The organism is Castellaniella denitrificans, assembly GCF_027214045.1.
In the GTDB taxonomy this organism is placed as follows: domain Bacteria; phylum Pseudomonadota; class Gammaproteobacteria; order Burkholderiales; family Burkholderiaceae_B; genus Castellaniella; species Castellaniella denitrificans_A.
This window is the reverse complement of sequence record NZ_JAPWHE010000001.1, coordinates 624729-637808: the sequence shown is the minus strand read 5'-3', so window position 1 is coordinate 637808 and position 13080 is coordinate 624729. Positions and strand designations below refer to the sequence as shown.

Sequence of the window (13080 nt, the reverse complement as noted above, 5' to 3'; positions counted from 1 at the left end):
ACCCGAGGTTCACAATAAAGCCATCAACCCTCATGCCTGAATGCCCGCCCCGGCACCCGCCGGAGGCCGCGCCGCCGGATCCGCACGCCCCACGGCCCGCGCCACATCCGGTCCACGACGAACGACGAGGATGGAGACTGCCTTGAACACACCCGCCCGCACCGCGCCTCCGCGCCCCGAAGATGAAGCCCTGGGCCTGGCGGCGAACCTGATGTATGGATTCCAGCACGTCCTGACCATGTACGGCGGCATCATCGCCGTGCCACTGATCGTCGGCCAGGCGGCCGGCCTGGGCGGCGCGGAAATCGGCGTGCTGATCGCCTCCTGCCTGTTCATGGGCGGCCTGGCCACCCTGCTGCAGACGCTGGGCATCCCGTTCTTCGGCTGCCAGCTGCCGCTGGTCCAGGGCGTATCCTTCGCCAGCGTGGCCACCATCGTCGCCATCCTGACGTCCGGCGGCGGCCTGCCCTCGGTCTTCGGTGCCGTCATGGCGGCCGCCCTGATCGGTCTGCTGATCACCCCGGTCTTTTCCCGCGTCATCCGATTCTTTCCACCCCTGGTGACGGGCTCGGTGATCACCACCATCGGCCTGTCGCTGATGCCGGTGGCGGCCCACTGGTCCATGGGCGGCAACCCCAAGGCGGCCGATTTCGGCAGCATGGCCAACATCGGCCTGGCCGCCGCCACCCTGCTGATCGTGCTGCTGCTCAGCAAGCTCGGCAACGCGGCCATCTCGCGCCTGTCGATCCTGCTGGCCATGGTACTGGGCACACTCATCGCCTGGGCCGCCGGCATGACCGACTTTTCACGGGCGATCGACGGGCCGGCCTTCGCCTTGCCGACGCTGTTCCATTTCGGCTGGCCCGAATTCCATCCCGCCGCGATCGTGTCGATGTTCATCGTGATCCTGGTGGTACTGGTGGAAACATCGGCCGACATCCTGGCGGTCGGCGACATCATCGACACACGGATCGACTCGCACCGCCTGGGCGACGGACTGCGCGCCGACATGGTCTCCAGCATGGTGGCGCCCATCTTCGGTTCCTTCACGCAAAGCGCTTTCGCCCAGAACGTGGGCCTGGTCGCTGTCACCGGCGTGAAAAGCCGCTATGTGGTCGCCACCAGCGGCCTCATCCTGCTGGCGCTGGGCCTGCTGCCGGTCATCGGCCGCTTCATCGCGGCCGTCCCCACCGCCGTGCTGGGCGGCGCCGGCCTGGTGCTGTTCGGCACCGTGGCCGCCAGCGGCATCCGCACCCTGGCGCGGGTCGATTACGAAAACAACATGAACCTGATCATCGTGGCGACCTCCGTCGGCTTCGGCATGATCCCCATCGCGGCACCTCATTTCTACGCCCACTTCCCGGCCTGGGTGGCGACCATCTTCCACTCCGGCATCAGCTCGGCCGCCATCATGGCCATCACGCTGAACCTGATGTTCAACCACCTGACTGTCGGCAACTCCGACCGTCAATCCGTCTTCGTCGCCGGCACGGGCCATGCGTCCGGCGACCACTGAGCCCCGGACGGCGCCTCAGAGCGGACTGAGGACGCCGGCCGCCAGCAGCGCCAGCACCAGCGCGCCCAGCGCGACGCGGTAGAGCACGAACGGCAGGTAGCTGTGGGTGGAAATGAACCGCAGGAAGACGACGATGACGCCATACCCCACGCCGAAGGCGACCAGCGTGGCCCAGGCCGTCGGGCCGGCCGCGATCGGTCCGGCCTGCCCCCAGCTGCGGAAAAGCTGGTAGAAACCGGCGGCGAACACCGCCGGCAGCGCCAGCAGGAATGAGTAGCGCGCCGCAGCCTCGCGGGTATAGCCCAGCAGCAGCCCCGCCGTGATCGTTCCGCCCGAACGCGACACGCCCGGAATCAGCGCCAGCGCCTGCGCGAAGCCGAACAGCAGTCCATGGCCCCAGCCCAGTTCCTTCAGTTCTCGCCGCTTGCCGCCGATCCGGTCGGCCGCGCCCAGGATGAGCGCGAACAGCGCCAATACCGTCCCCGTGATGTACAGATTGCGCAAACCGCCCTCGATCGCGTCCTTGAACAACAGGCCCAGCACCGCGATGGGCAGCGTGCCAATGAGGATCAGCCAGCCCATGCGGGCGTCCGGGTCGGCGCGGCGCGCGGGCGTGACGAGCGCGGCCAGCCAGGCACGCAGAATACGCAGGATGTCGCGGCGGAAATACAGCAGCACGGCGGTCTCGGTGCCGATCTGGGTGATCGCCGTGAAAGCCGCCCCCGGATCTCCTCCCGAGGGCAGCAGCGGCCCCAGGATACGCAGGTGGGCGCTGGAGGAAATCGGCAGGAATTCGGTCAGTCCCTGGACCAGGCCCAGGATCGTGGCATCCAGCCACATGTTCGCGCTGTTCATGACAGGGTATCTTTCATGCAAGGGTGAGGAAGCGGTGTTATAGCAGCCCCGAGCCGCCGATCCGGGCCATGCGTCCCGCATCATCTCGATACGCTGGCCGGACCGGGCCGATGCTATGCTACCCGCCCGGCATGACACTATTGTTACCGTCCGCATGGAAGCCCTGAACGACACCCTGTTCCTGTGGATCAACGCCAGCGACCCTTCGGCCGCCGCCCTGCTGCTGGGTCGCGTCCTGTCCAACGGCCTGATCTATCTGTTTCCCCTCTACCTGGCACTGAGCTGGCTGCGGTCCGACGCCGCCGGGCGTGAAGCCCTGCTGCAGGCGACCGTCAGCGCGGCCATCGCCATGCTGCTGTCCTGGGCGATCTCCAAGGCCTGGTTCCACCCGCGCCCGTTCGTCGTCGGATTGGGGCACCAGTACATTCCCCACGCGCCGACCGCCTCGTTTCCCAGCAACCACCTGAGCTTCGCCTGGGCGGTCTGCGCCGGCCTGGCCCTGCATCCGGCCCGCCGCAAGGCCGCCTGGATCCTGGCGCTGGCCGCGCTGCCGATCGCCTGGGCGCGCATCTACATGGGCATCCATTTCCCGCTGGACATGGCCGGCGCCCTGCTGACGGGCCTGGTGGCCGCGGGGATCGGCCTGCCGCTGCGTGGCACGCTGATCCCGGTGTTGCGACGCGGCATCGAGCCCGCCTACCGCCTCGTCTTCGCCTGGCCGATCCGCCTGGGCTGGGCTCGCGCCTGAGACGACGCGCCCGCGCGGCCCGGGCCGCGCCTCCGTCCTCGTTCATCTTCGGTTCATGCGGCGCGGGCGATCATGTCGCCGTTGCAAATCGCCCCACGGAATCCGCGCCATGTCCGCACCCGCCCGCTACAACCGCCTGTCCATCAGCCTGCACTGGATCACCCTGCTCCTGATCATCGTGGTCTACGCCATGATGGAATTCAAGGACTTTTTCCCCAAGGACAGCCCCGAACGCGCCTTCATGAAAATGATGCACTTCTCGTTCGGCCTGACCATCCTGGCGCTGACCCTGGTCCGCCTGGCGACGCGCCTGTTCCAGCGCAGCCCCGCCATCACACCCGAGCCCGCCGCCTGGGAACGCATCGTCGCCCGGCTGACGCATGTGGCGCTGTATGCGATGCTGATCGCCCTGCCCCTGCTGGCCTGGTTCGGCATCAATGCCTACGGCGGCACGGTCCATGTCTGGGGCATCGCGCTGCCAGCCCTGACCGGGGTGGACAAGGCGCTGGGCGAGACCGTGCTCGACACCCACGAACTGATCGCCAACGCCGGCTATGCCTTGATCGGCCTGCATGCCCTGGCCGCGCTGAAGCATCACTACATCAGCCGGGACGACACCCTGCGCCGGATGCTGCCGTTGCGCACCTGAGGGTGCGGACCGCCGCCGGGGGCTAGCCCCCCAGCACCGAGGACACCCGCCGACCGGCCGCGCGCAGCGCCTCGGCGGCCGAGCCGTCGAGATCGGCCGGCAGGGAGGCGGCGTATCCCACCAGCGTCAGTGCCAGCAGCAGGTGGCCCTGCGCGTCGAACACCGGCACGCTGATCGCGTTGATGCCCGGCACATGTTCGCCTTCCACCATCGCCAGGCCGCGCGAGCGGATCCCGCGCCGCACAGCGGCGGGAAGCCGCCGCGACGGCGGATCCTGCCAGGCGGCGAAGACGCGCCCCGTGGCCGAAGACTCCAGATCGAAGAGAGCGCCTTCGGCCACGCCGACGGACACCCCCTGGCCAGGCTGGCAGACCCGGACGGCGGTCACCCCGCCCTGACCGCACAGCGCGACGAAGCAGGTTATCCCCAGCGCCTGCGCCAGCGCGCGCGCCTCTTCCCCCGCCAACCGCAGCGGATCCTGGCGTGACAGCCAGGACAGCGCCAGATCGCGCACGGCGGGACCGACGTCGTATTGGCCCGTGCGCGCGTCCTGGCTGACCCAGCCTGCGCGCGCCAGGCTGACCAGATAGCGGTAAGCCTTGGCCCGATGCATCCCCGCCCGCCGGGCCAGGTCCGACAAGCCGCACGGCGCGCCCCCGTCCACCAGTCGCCGAAACAAGTCCAGGCCCACCTCCACCGACTGGATGCCCTGGACCTCGCCGGGCCATCCGCCCGCGTCGGCAGAAGCCGGGCCGATCGATTCATGGGGAAAAACTGTTGGACGCATCATTCGTCAGGCCTTAGATTGACGTTGTTGTTTAAATAATAACATTGTTAACTAATTCATAACACTATCGGAGACCCTGATGAAGAACCCGATCACCTTCCCCAAGGCCGAAGGCATCCATACCCGCCAGGCCCACTGCGACATCCCCGACGGCCTGTACGAACGCGAACATGGCCGCAACGGCTTCTTCGGCCCGGCCAGCCACATCCTGCACACGCACAAGCCCACCGGCTGGACAAAATGGGAAGGCCCCCTGGAGCTCACCCTGCTGGACCTGAACCGCCTGGACGACAGCGCCCCATGCCCCTGGAAGGCGCGGCGCTTCATGCACAACGGCCAGACCCAGGTCTGTTTCTGGAAATTCGACGTCTCCATGCCGGACCTGGCGCGCAACGGCGACGGCGACATGATCCTGTTCTTCCACCGGGGCGCAGGCGAATTCTTCTGCGACTACGGCCACATGAGCTACCGGGAGGGCGACTACATCAACATCCCGCGCGGCACGACCTGGCGCCTGGAAACCTCGGTGCGCAACGAAGTCCTGACGATCGAGGCCACCGAGGACCTGTTCCAGTTGCCGGAACGCGGCATCACCGGCCGCCACGCGCAGTTCGACCTGGCCGTGCTGGACACGCCGAAGATCGACGAGGCCTACAAGGCCCAATACGGCGAACATGAAACCCGGGTGCGCGCCAAGCGCCGCCAGCAGGTCACGACGGTGACCTTCCCCTACAACTTCCTGGACACGGCCGGCTGGCACGGCGATTGCGTGCCGGTGAAGCTGAACTGGCGCGACATCCGCGAACTGCTGTCGGACCGCTATCACCTGCCGCCGACAGTGCATGCGACCTTCCTCTCGAACACCATCATCGTCTGCACGTTCGCCCCGCGCCCCATCGAAAGCGATCCGGGCGCGCTGAAGGTGCCCTTCTATCACAACAACGACGAGTTCGACGAATCGATCTTCTACCACCAGGGGAATTTCTTCAGCCGCGACAACATCAAGCCGGGCATGTTCACGCTGCACCCCTCGGGCTTCCACCACGGTCCGCACCCCAAGGCCTTCGCGGCCGCGGCGGCCAACAACAAGGGTGAGCGCAAATACACCGACGAGGTCGCGGTGATGATCGATTCGCGCTATCCGCTGGAACTGGATACGTTCCCCGAAGGCGTGAAGGTGCCGGGGTACCTGGATTCGTGGAAAGAGTGAGCCTGGGTTCGTAAGGGAGTCCCCCCTCCCGCTCCCGTCGCTCGAAATAGATCGAGGGAAGTCGAGTGGGGGGCGTGGCGCGACCGTATGAGGCGCCGGCGGCTTCCGAAGGGAGAGCGGGGAACAAGGCGGGCACTGTCTGAGGCCGCAGGCCGAGTTTGCCCGCCGCCCGCTCGGACGAGGAAGGGCCGGGCAGTCCGACCGCAGGGAGGACCGCCGAGTCGGGCGGCGTCATGCCCCCCATTCGGCTTCCCGTCTTAGGAACCCAAGCCTACCGCTTTGCCGGATCGAAGTGCTTCTTCAGCCCCTGCCAGCAGCGGTAGTATTCCCGCTGCCGCTGCGGCGATTCCAGGGCCTGGCGCGTGGCCTGGATCGCCACCGGCGTTTCGAACATGAACGCCATGGTGTCGGCGATATAGTCGGCCCGGGACGTGTCCGCCGCGCTGGCCTTGGCAAAGGTCTCGGCGTCCGGGCCATGGCCCGTCATGGTGTTGTGCAAGGACGCGCCGCCGGGCTGGAAGCCTTCGGCCTTGGCATCGTAGCGGCCATGCACCAGCCCCATGAACTCGCCCGCCAGGTTGCGGTGGAACCAGGGCGGCCGGAACGTGTCCCGCATCGCCAGGATGCGCGGGGCGAAGGCGACGAAATCGATGGTGTCCACGCCCGGCACGGCGCCGGGCGCGTGCAGCACCAGGAAGATCGACGGATCCGGATGGTCGTACGTGATCGAGCCGATCGCGTTGAAGCGGCGCAGGTCGTACTTGTACGGCGTGTCGTTGCCGTGCCAGGCCACCACATCCAGGGGTGAATGGTCCATCCGGGCGCGCCAGAAACGTCCCTGGAACTTCGCCAGCAATTCGAAGTCGCCCTCGAGGTCCTCGTAGGCGGCCACGGGCGCCAGGAAATCGCGCGGGTTGGCCAGTCCGTTCGAACCGATCACGCCCAGGTCGGGCAGCCGGAAATGCGCGCCGGGGTTCTCGCACACATACCCCCGCGCCGCGCCGTCGGGCAGGCGGACCTGGAAGCGCACACCGCGCGGGATGACCGCGATTTCCTGCGGTTCGATCCACAGCACGCCCAGTTCGGTCGCCAGTTCGAGGCGCCCCATCTGCGGCACGATCAGCAATTCGCCGTCGGCATTGTAGAAATACCGGTCCCGCATCGAGCGGTTGGCGGCGTACAGGTGGATGCCGCAGCCGGCGTTGCCGCCCATGGTCACCATGCCGTCCACGAAATCCGTGGCCGTGCCGTCTTCGGGCATGGGCAGGGGATCCCAGCGCAGCGGGTCCGGCGGCGTGGGGACCTCGTCGTAGCGGCTCAGCCAGCGCGCTCCCGCCGAGGACGGCTCGAACGGCCCGTGCGTGGCCGCCGGCCGGATGCGGTACAGCCAGGACCGCCGGTTGGCGTGGCGCGGCGCCGTGAACGCCGTGCCCGACAACTGTTCGGCATACAGGCCGTAGGGAGCCCGCTGGGGGGAATTGCGTCCCGCCGGCAACGCGCCGGGCAGGGCCTCGGTGGCGAACTCGTTGCCGAATCCGCTCTGATAGTCCAGGGTGGGTGTCGTGCTCATGATGATTTCCTGAAAAACACGGCCGGCCGCCTCACGCGCGCCGGGCCGGCGGGTCCGCGTCCCGCATCCGCGGGCGGCGTCCCGTCATTCGGCGTCCGGCTGCGCGTCCGGACGCGCGGCCTGGAAGGCCGGCAGCGATTCGCAATGCGCCGCGATCCGTTCGATGGTTGGAAAGGCCGACAGATCCACATCATAGCGGCGCGCGTTGTAGACCTGGGGCACCAGGCAGCAATCGGCCAGGCCCGGTGCGTCGCCATGGCAGCAGCGCCCCGTCGCGGGCGATTGCAACTGGGCCTCCAGCGAGCGAAAACCCAGTTCCACCCAATGCCGGTACCAGTCGTCGCGCGCGGAGGGCTCGACCTTCAGTTCGTGCGCCAACCAGCGCAGGACGCGCAGGTTGTTCAGCGGATGAATGTCGCAGGCGACATGCAGCGCCAGGGCGCGCACGCGGGCGCGGCCCGGCGCGTCGGCCGGCAGCAGGGTGGCGGGACCATGCGTTTCGTCCAGGTATTCCATGATCGCCAGGGACTGGGTCAGGATCCGGCCGTCCTCGTCCAGCGCCGGCACCAGGCCTTCAGGGTTGCGGCGCCGGTAGTCGTCACCCAGTTGCTCGCCGCCATGGCGCAGCAGATGCACGGGCACGATCCGGTAGTCCAGGCCTTTCAGGCACAGCGCGATGCGGACACGGTAGGCCGCCGAACTGCGGAAATAGGAATAGAGTTCCAGCATGGGTCCGGCTCCCTTCACGCGCCCGGTCGGCGCTCGACCGTCTGCTCGATGACGCCGAAGATGTCCTCGCCCCGGACGTCGCTCATGTGGATGCGCACGCGGTCACCGAAGCGCATGAAGGGCGTGGTCGGGGCGCCGCCCTCGATGGTCTCGTACATGCGGACCTCGGCGATGCAGCAATAGCCCACGCCGCCATTGCGGATGCTGGAACCGTGCAGTCCGCCCTGCTTGTTGGACACCGTTCCCGAACCGATGATCGTCCCGGCCGCCAGCCGCCGCGTGCGGGCGGCGTGCGCGATCAATTGCGGGAAGTCGAAGCTCATGTCCTGGCCGGCGTCCGGACAGCCGAAGGGCTCGTCGTTCAGCTCGACCCGCAGCGGCAGGTGGACCTTGCCGTCGCGCCAGGCCGGCCCCAGCTCGTCGGGCGTGACGGCGACCGGGGAAAACGCGCTGGCCGGCTTGGACTGGAAGAAACCGAAGCCCTTGGCCAGTTCACCCGGGATCAGGCCGCGCAGGGACACATCATTGACCAGCATCAACAGGCGGATCGCGCCGGCTGCGTCCGCCGGGCGCGCCCCCATGGGCACGTCGCCCGTGACGACGGCGACCTCGGCCTCCATGTCGATCCCCCAGTCCTCCGTGTCGGCGACGATGGGATCGCGCGGGCCGATGAAACTGTCCGAACCGCCCTGGTACATCAAGGGATCGGTGAAGAAGGATTCCGGCACCTGGCTGTTGCGGGCGCGGCGCACCAGCTCCACGTGGTTCAGATAGGCCGATCCGTCCGCCCACTGGTAGGCGCGCGGCAGCGGCGAATGGCAGGCCGCCTGATCGAAGGGGCGGGCCGCACCGTCCTGGCCCGAATTGAGCCGGTCGTAGGCGGCGCGCAGGCCCGGCAGGCAGGCATCCCATTCGTCCAGCGCCGCCTGCAGGGTGGGCGCGATCTCGGGCACGGCGACGCAGCGCGTCAGATCCCGGGAGACGACGACCAGGCGGCCGTCGCGCGACTCGTTTTTCAAGGTGGCAAGCTTCATGGGGACTCCACCGGCTTACTTCAGTTCGGCCTGGACCTGGTCGAACAGATCCTGGCCCACGCTGGGGATGAACATCTGCCACACCGGCTGGACGCGTTCACGCATGCGGTCGTGCTCGGCGTCGCTGACCTCGTTGATCTCCATGCCGTGCTTGGCCATGGTTTCCTTGGCCGACTGCGCCTGGGCGCGTGCCACCTGGCGCTGATAAGTCCGGGCCTCGACGGCGGAGTCCTTCAGGATCTTCTGCTGCTCGGGAGTCAGCTTGTCCCAGAAGACCTTGGACACCAGCGGGATGAACGCGCCATAGCTGTGACGCGTAATGGACAGGTATTTCTGCACTTCATAGAGCTTGAGCGCGGCGATCACGGCGTTGGGCGTGCCCTGGCCGTCGATGGTGCGGGTCTCCAGCGCGGTGTAGAGCTCGGGCACCGCCAGCGGCACCGGATTGGCGCCCAGGGCCTTGATGGTTTCCTGGGTGATCTTCGCCTGGATCGAACGGAACTTCAGACCCTCGAAGTCCTCGGCCTTGGCGATCGGATGCTTGCTGTTGGTGGCGTTGAAAAAACCGTTTTCCCAATAAGCCAGGCCCACCAGGCCGTGCGCGGGCAGGGTCTCCAGCAGTTTCTGCCCCACCGGGCCGTCCAGCACCTTTTCCGCCTGTTCGCTGTTCTTGAACAGGAAGGGGAAATCCAGGATCTCGTAGGCCTTGACCATGCCGGTCAGGGTGGTGGTCTGGGGCACGGTGAACTCGATCGTGCCGCCCTGCAGGGCGGAGGTCACCTGCACGTCGTTGCCCAACGCGCCACTGTAATAGGGCTTGATGTCGATCTCGCCGTGGCTCTTGGCCTTGACCAGTTCGACGAACTTGGCCACGCCCTGACCCTGATGGGATTTCTCCGGCAAGGTCACGGCGAATTTCGCGGTGACGGCCGCCCAGGCGGAACCGGACAGCGTCGCGGCCAGCAGGCCGACGAGCAAGGGGGTGCGGATTTTCATGGAGTGTCTCCTTGGGGGGAATCGGATGGGGCGCCGGCCGCTATCGCCACCATTGGGCGGGCACGGTCACCAGTTCGGGGAACAGGATCAGGGCGATCAGCAACGAAACCAGCGCCAACAGGAACGGCGCAATGCCGCGCGTGGCCTGGGCCATGGACACTTTGCCCACGGTCCCGACGACGTTCAGCACCACGCCCACGGGCGGGGTGATCATGCCGATCGAGCAGTTCATGATGAAGATCACGCCGAAATACACGGGATCGATGTCGGCCGCCTGCACGATCGGCAGGAAGACCGGCGTGAAGATCAGCACGATGGGAATGAAGTCCAGCACCATGCCGGCGAAGAACACCACCACCATCATGGCGGCCACCAGGACAGTCGGATGATCCGACAAGCCCTGCAGCCAGACGCCCACCTGGCCGGAGATGTCGGTGATGGTGATCATGTAGGACGCGACCATCGCCAGCGCGGCCAGCAGCAGCACGACCGAAGTCGTCTGCGCCGTGGACAGCAGGCATTCGTAGATCTTGCGCCGGTCGAGCTCCCGATACACCACCAGGCCGACGAACAGCGCGTAGGCGGCCGCCACCACGGCGGACTCGGTCGGCGTGAAGATCCCGAACCGCAGGCCGCCGATGATGATGACCGGCAACATCAGCGCCCAGCCGCCCCGCCCCAGCAGCCGCAGCCGCTGCCGCCAGGGCACCCGGGGCGTCAGGGACGCCTTTTGCCGCCGGGCGACGAACCACCAGGCGGTAGTCAGGAAAAGCCCCATCAGGACGCCGGGCACGATGCCGGCCAGGAACAGGCGTGTGATCGACACGTTGGCCACCACGCCGAAGATCAGGAAACCGATCGAGGGCGGGATGACCGGCGCAATGATGCCGCTGGCGGCCATCAGGCCGCAGGCACGCGCGGGATCGTAGCCGGCCTGGCGCATCATGGGCACCAGGATCGCCGCCAGCGCCGCCGTATCCGCCACGGCGGACCCCGACAGGCTGGCGAGCAGGATGCCGGCGCAGATCGCCACATAGCCCAGACCGCCGCGCAAATGCCCGACAAACGCGCTGGCCATGTCGACGATGCGCCTGGACAGCCCGCCCGCGTTCATGAGTTCGCCCGCCAGGATGAAGAACGGCACGGCCATCAGCACGAAATTGTCGGCCCCGGAGATGGCGTTCTGCACCACGATCTGGGCGTCGAACTGCCCGGTCAGCAGCATCAGCGCCACACCGGCGAACATCAGGGCGAAAGCGATCGGCAGTCCCAGCGCGATCAGGCTCAGCAACGAGCCGAGGAAGACCAAAGCGCTCATTTGATCTCCTTCGTGGATCCGTCGCGGCCCGCAGTGACTGCGCGAGGTCCGGACTCATCCTCGATCCGACCGGCCAGTCCTTCGATCCGGTCGGCCAGGTCCTCCGTCAGCCCATCGTCGATGCCGCGCAGCGCCCGGTGGATGTTGTTGCAGACCGGGAAGACGAGCGCCACGCCGAACACCAGCGCCGCCCCGTAGAGCCAGGCATAGGAAATGCCCAGGACCGGGTAGGTGTTGCCCAGGTTGATCAGGGTCTGGCGCCAGCCGCCGACGATGAAGATCCCGCAGCCGGCCAGGATCAGCGCGCCGGTGAAGACCACCAACGCACGGCGCGCGCGGGGACCGACGGCCCGCTGCAGCGTGTCGAAACCGATATGGATGCGCCGCGCCGAGGCCAGGACCGCACCCATGAAGATCAGCCAGACGAACAGCAGGCGCGCCAGTTCTTCGGAAATGGCGATGCCCGAGTTGAAGGCATAGCGCAGCACCACATTGCCGAAGACCAGGATGCCCATGATCGCCAGGCAGGCGACGATCAGGATCTCGAATCCCCGGACGATCAGGCGGGAAGCATGATGGATCATCGGCGCTCACCGCGCGAGGGAATGGACATGGCCTTGTCTCCGGTCCGGATGCGGGTGCCGGCGCGGCGTCGCCGGCGCATCCTTATGATTGATGTCCCATTAGACGCAGTTTCCAGCTATCATTCAAACAGTTTTTATTCATCGATTCATAGGCTGATCCGATGGAAGTCACACTGCGCCAGTTACGCGCCTTCACGGCGCTGGCCCGCACCGGGGGCTTCACCCGGGCGGCGGAATCCCTGCACATCACCCAGTCGGCCCTGAGCGGCCTGATCAAGGAACTGGAATCCCAGTTGGGCGTGCGTCTGGTGGACCGCAACACCCGGCGCATCCAGCTGTCCGAGGTCGGGCGCGAATTCCATTCCGTCGCCACCCGCATCCTGCGCGACCTGGACGGCGCGCTGGAAAACATCGACAACCTCAAGCGCCTGCGGCGCGGCATCGTGCGCATCGCCGCCCCCCAATTGATGGCCAGCACCCTGATCCCGGAAGTCATCGCCAGTTTCCGCCGGGAACACCCCGACATCCAGGTGCATCTGCTGGACTGCGCCGTGGAAAATGCCATCACCCAGGCCGTGCGCGGCGAAGTGGACATCAGCATCGGCCCTCACCGCGAAGGACTGACCGAACTGTCGGCCGACCCGCTGTTCGACCTGCCCTTCATGGCCGTGTTCCCGCCCGGCCATCCGCTGGAGTCGCTCAAGCGCATCCACTGGACCGACCTGGTGCGCTACCCTTTGATCGCCCTGCAAGGCCAGTTCACCGACCGGCTGGCGCTGGACCTGTACCGGATGGCCGACATTCCCGCCATCCACCCCAGCCACGAGGTCGCCTTCATGAGCACCGCCTTGAGCATGGTCAGCGCGGGGCTGGGCGTGACGGCCGGGCTGCCCTATGCGCGGACCCTGGTGGACCTGTACGGCCTGCGCATGCGCCCGCTGCTGGACCCGGTGATCCGCCGCCAGTTCTTCATCTACAGCCGCCTGCACGCCAGCCCGCCTCCGGCCACCCAGGCTTTCGTGCGGCATCTGCACGAGCACGTGGGCGAGCGGGACTGGGGAACGCCTGGATGAGCCGCGGTTTC

General features: G+C 67.2%; 13 protein-coding genes. 5 read left to right on the top strand and 8 right to left on the bottom strand.

What is annotated here, in order from left to right; all coding sequences use genetic code 11:
• The first annotated feature begins 142 nt into the window (after window positions 1–142).
• Window positions 143–1516, top strand: coding sequence for a nucleobase:cation symporter-2 family protein (locus O4H32_RS03075; RefSeq protein ID WP_269356577.1), 1374 nt, complete (start codon window positions 143–145; stop codon window positions 1514–1516).
• 15 nt (window positions 1517–1531) lie between these two features.
• Here the strand turns inward: O4H32_RS03075 and O4H32_RS03070 are convergent, their stop codons facing one another.
• Window positions 1532–2371, bottom strand: coding sequence for an undecaprenyl-diphosphate phosphatase (locus O4H32_RS03070; protein WP_269356575.1), 840 nt, complete (start codon window positions 2369–2371; stop codon window positions 1532–1534).
• Between the two features lie 154 nt (window positions 2372–2525).
• On the opposite strand from O4H32_RS03070, the gene O4H32_RS03065 reads away from it, so the two are divergent.
• Both O4H32_RS03065 and O4H32_RS03060 read left to right on the top strand, forming a co-directional pair.
• A complete protein-coding gene (locus tag O4H32_RS03065; RefSeq protein ID WP_269356573.1) occupies window positions 2526–3119 on the top strand; it encodes a phosphatase PAP2 family protein in 594 nt (197 codons plus the stop codon).
• Window positions 3120–3228: 109 nt separating this feature from the next.
• Window positions 3229–3768 carry a cytochrome b gene (locus tag O4H32_RS03060; protein ID WP_269356571.1) on the top strand — a complete coding sequence of 180 codons (540 nt, stop codon included), beginning with the start codon at window positions 3229–3231 and terminating at the stop codon, window positions 3766–3768.
• A gap of 22 nt (window positions 3769–3790) precedes the next feature.
• Here O4H32_RS03060 and O4H32_RS03055 read toward each other — a convergent pair whose 3' ends face one another.
• Window positions 3791–4558, bottom strand: a complete 768-nt coding sequence (locus tag O4H32_RS03055; protein WP_269356569.1) for an IclR family transcriptional regulator — start codon at window positions 4556–4558, stop codon at window positions 3791–3793.
• Window positions 4559–4634: 76 nt separating this feature from the next.
• Between O4H32_RS03055 and O4H32_RS03050 the strand changes: the two genes are divergently transcribed.
• A complete protein-coding gene (locus O4H32_RS03050) occupies window positions 4635–5765 on the top strand; it encodes a homogentisate 1,2-dioxygenase (protein WP_269356567.1) in 1131 nt (376 codons plus the stop codon).
• Between the two features lie 271 nt (window positions 5766–6036).
• On the opposite strand, the gene hmgA is transcribed toward O4H32_RS03050, so the two are convergent.
• The 6 genes from hmgA to O4H32_RS03020 all read right to left on the bottom strand — a co-directional run bounded on the left by hmgA (window position 6037) and on the right by O4H32_RS03020 (window position 11996).
• Window positions 6037–7335 (bottom strand): homogentisate 1,2-dioxygenase, encoded by a 1299-nt coding sequence (hmgA, locus tag O4H32_RS03045; RefSeq protein ID WP_269356565.1) that lies wholly within the window; start codon window positions 7333–7335, stop codon window positions 6037–6039.
• 84 nt (window positions 7336–7419) lie between these two features.
• Complete coding sequence (gene maiA, locus O4H32_RS03040; RefSeq protein WP_269356963.1) at window positions 7420–8061, bottom strand: maleylacetoacetate isomerase; 642 nt, start codon at window positions 8059–8061, stop codon at window positions 7420–7422.
• Between the two features lie 17 nt (window positions 8062–8078).
• The gene (locus tag O4H32_RS03035) at window positions 8079–9098 is read right to left on the bottom strand and encodes a fumarylacetoacetate hydrolase family protein (RefSeq protein ID WP_269356564.1); all 1020 of its coding nucleotides are present in this window, start codon (window positions 9096–9098) and stop codon (window positions 8079–8081) included.
• A 15-nt stretch (window positions 9099–9113) separates the two neighbouring features.
• Entirely contained in the window at window positions 9114–10094 is a 981-nt protein-coding gene (locus O4H32_RS03030) for a TRAP transporter substrate-binding protein (RefSeq protein WP_269356562.1), read from the bottom strand.
• Window positions 10095–10134: 40 nt separating this feature from the next.
• The gene (locus tag O4H32_RS03025) at window positions 10135–11412 is read right to left on the bottom strand and encodes a TRAP transporter large permease (protein WP_269356560.1); all 1278 of its coding nucleotides are present in this window, start codon (window positions 11410–11412) and stop codon (window positions 10135–10137) included.
• Window positions 11409–11996 carry a TRAP transporter small permease gene (locus O4H32_RS03020; protein WP_269356558.1) on the bottom strand — a complete coding sequence of 196 codons (588 nt, stop codon included), beginning with the start codon at window positions 11994–11996 and terminating at the stop codon, window positions 11409–11411. Before O4H32_RS03020 ends, O4H32_RS03025 begins: the two co-directional genes overlap by 4 nt.
• 161 nt (window positions 11997–12157) lie before the next feature.
• On the opposite strand from O4H32_RS03020, the gene O4H32_RS03015 reads away from it, so the two are divergent.
• Window positions 12158–13069, top strand: coding sequence for a LysR family transcriptional regulator (locus tag O4H32_RS03015; RefSeq protein ID WP_269356556.1), 912 nt, complete (start codon window positions 12158–12160; stop codon window positions 13067–13069).
• Window positions 13070–13080 lie beyond the last annotated feature (11 nt).

Excerpts from the sequence above, each read along its gene's own strand:
- O4H32_RS03070 (WP_269356575.1), bottom strand. The coding sequence starts at position 2,371 with ATGAACAGCGCGAACATGTGGCTGGATGCCACGATCCTGGGCCTGGTC.
- O4H32_RS03025 (WP_269356560.1), bottom strand. The coding sequence starts at position 11,412 with ATGAGCGCTTTGGTCTTCCTCGGCTCGTTGCTGAGCCTGATCGCGCTG.
- O4H32_RS03055 (WP_269356569.1), bottom strand. The coding sequence starts at position 4,558 with ATGATGCGTCCAACAGTTTTTCCCCATGAATCGATCGGCCCGGCTTCT.
- O4H32_RS03050 (WP_269356567.1), top strand. The coding sequence starts at position 4,635 with ATGAAGAACCCGATCACCTTCCCCAAGGCCGAAGGCATCCATACCCGC.
- O4H32_RS03020 (WP_269356558.1), bottom strand. The coding sequence starts at position 11,996 with ATGATCCATCATGCTTCCCGCCTGATCGTCCGGGGATTCGAGATCCTG.
- O4H32_RS03065 (WP_269356573.1), top strand. The coding sequence starts at position 2,526 with ATGGAAGCCCTGAACGACACCCTGTTCCTGTGGATCAACGCCAGCGAC.
- hmgA (WP_269356565.1), bottom strand. The coding sequence starts at position 7,335 with ATGAGCACGACACCCACCCTGGACTATCAGAGCGGATTCGGCAACGAG.
- O4H32_RS03030 (WP_269356562.1), bottom strand. The coding sequence starts at position 10,094 with ATGAAAATCCGCACCCCCTTGCTCGTCGGCCTGCTGGCCGCGACGCTG.
- O4H32_RS03060 (WP_269356571.1), top strand. The coding sequence starts at position 3,229 with ATGTCCGCACCCGCCCGCTACAACCGCCTGTCCATCAGCCTGCACTGG.
- O4H32_RS03035 (WP_269356564.1), bottom strand. The coding sequence starts at position 9,098 with ATGAAGCTTGCCACCTTGAAAAACGAGTCGCGCGACGGCCGCCTGGTC.
- O4H32_RS03015 (WP_269356556.1), top strand. The coding sequence starts at position 12,158 with ATGGAAGTCACACTGCGCCAGTTACGCGCCTTCACGGCGCTGGCCCGC.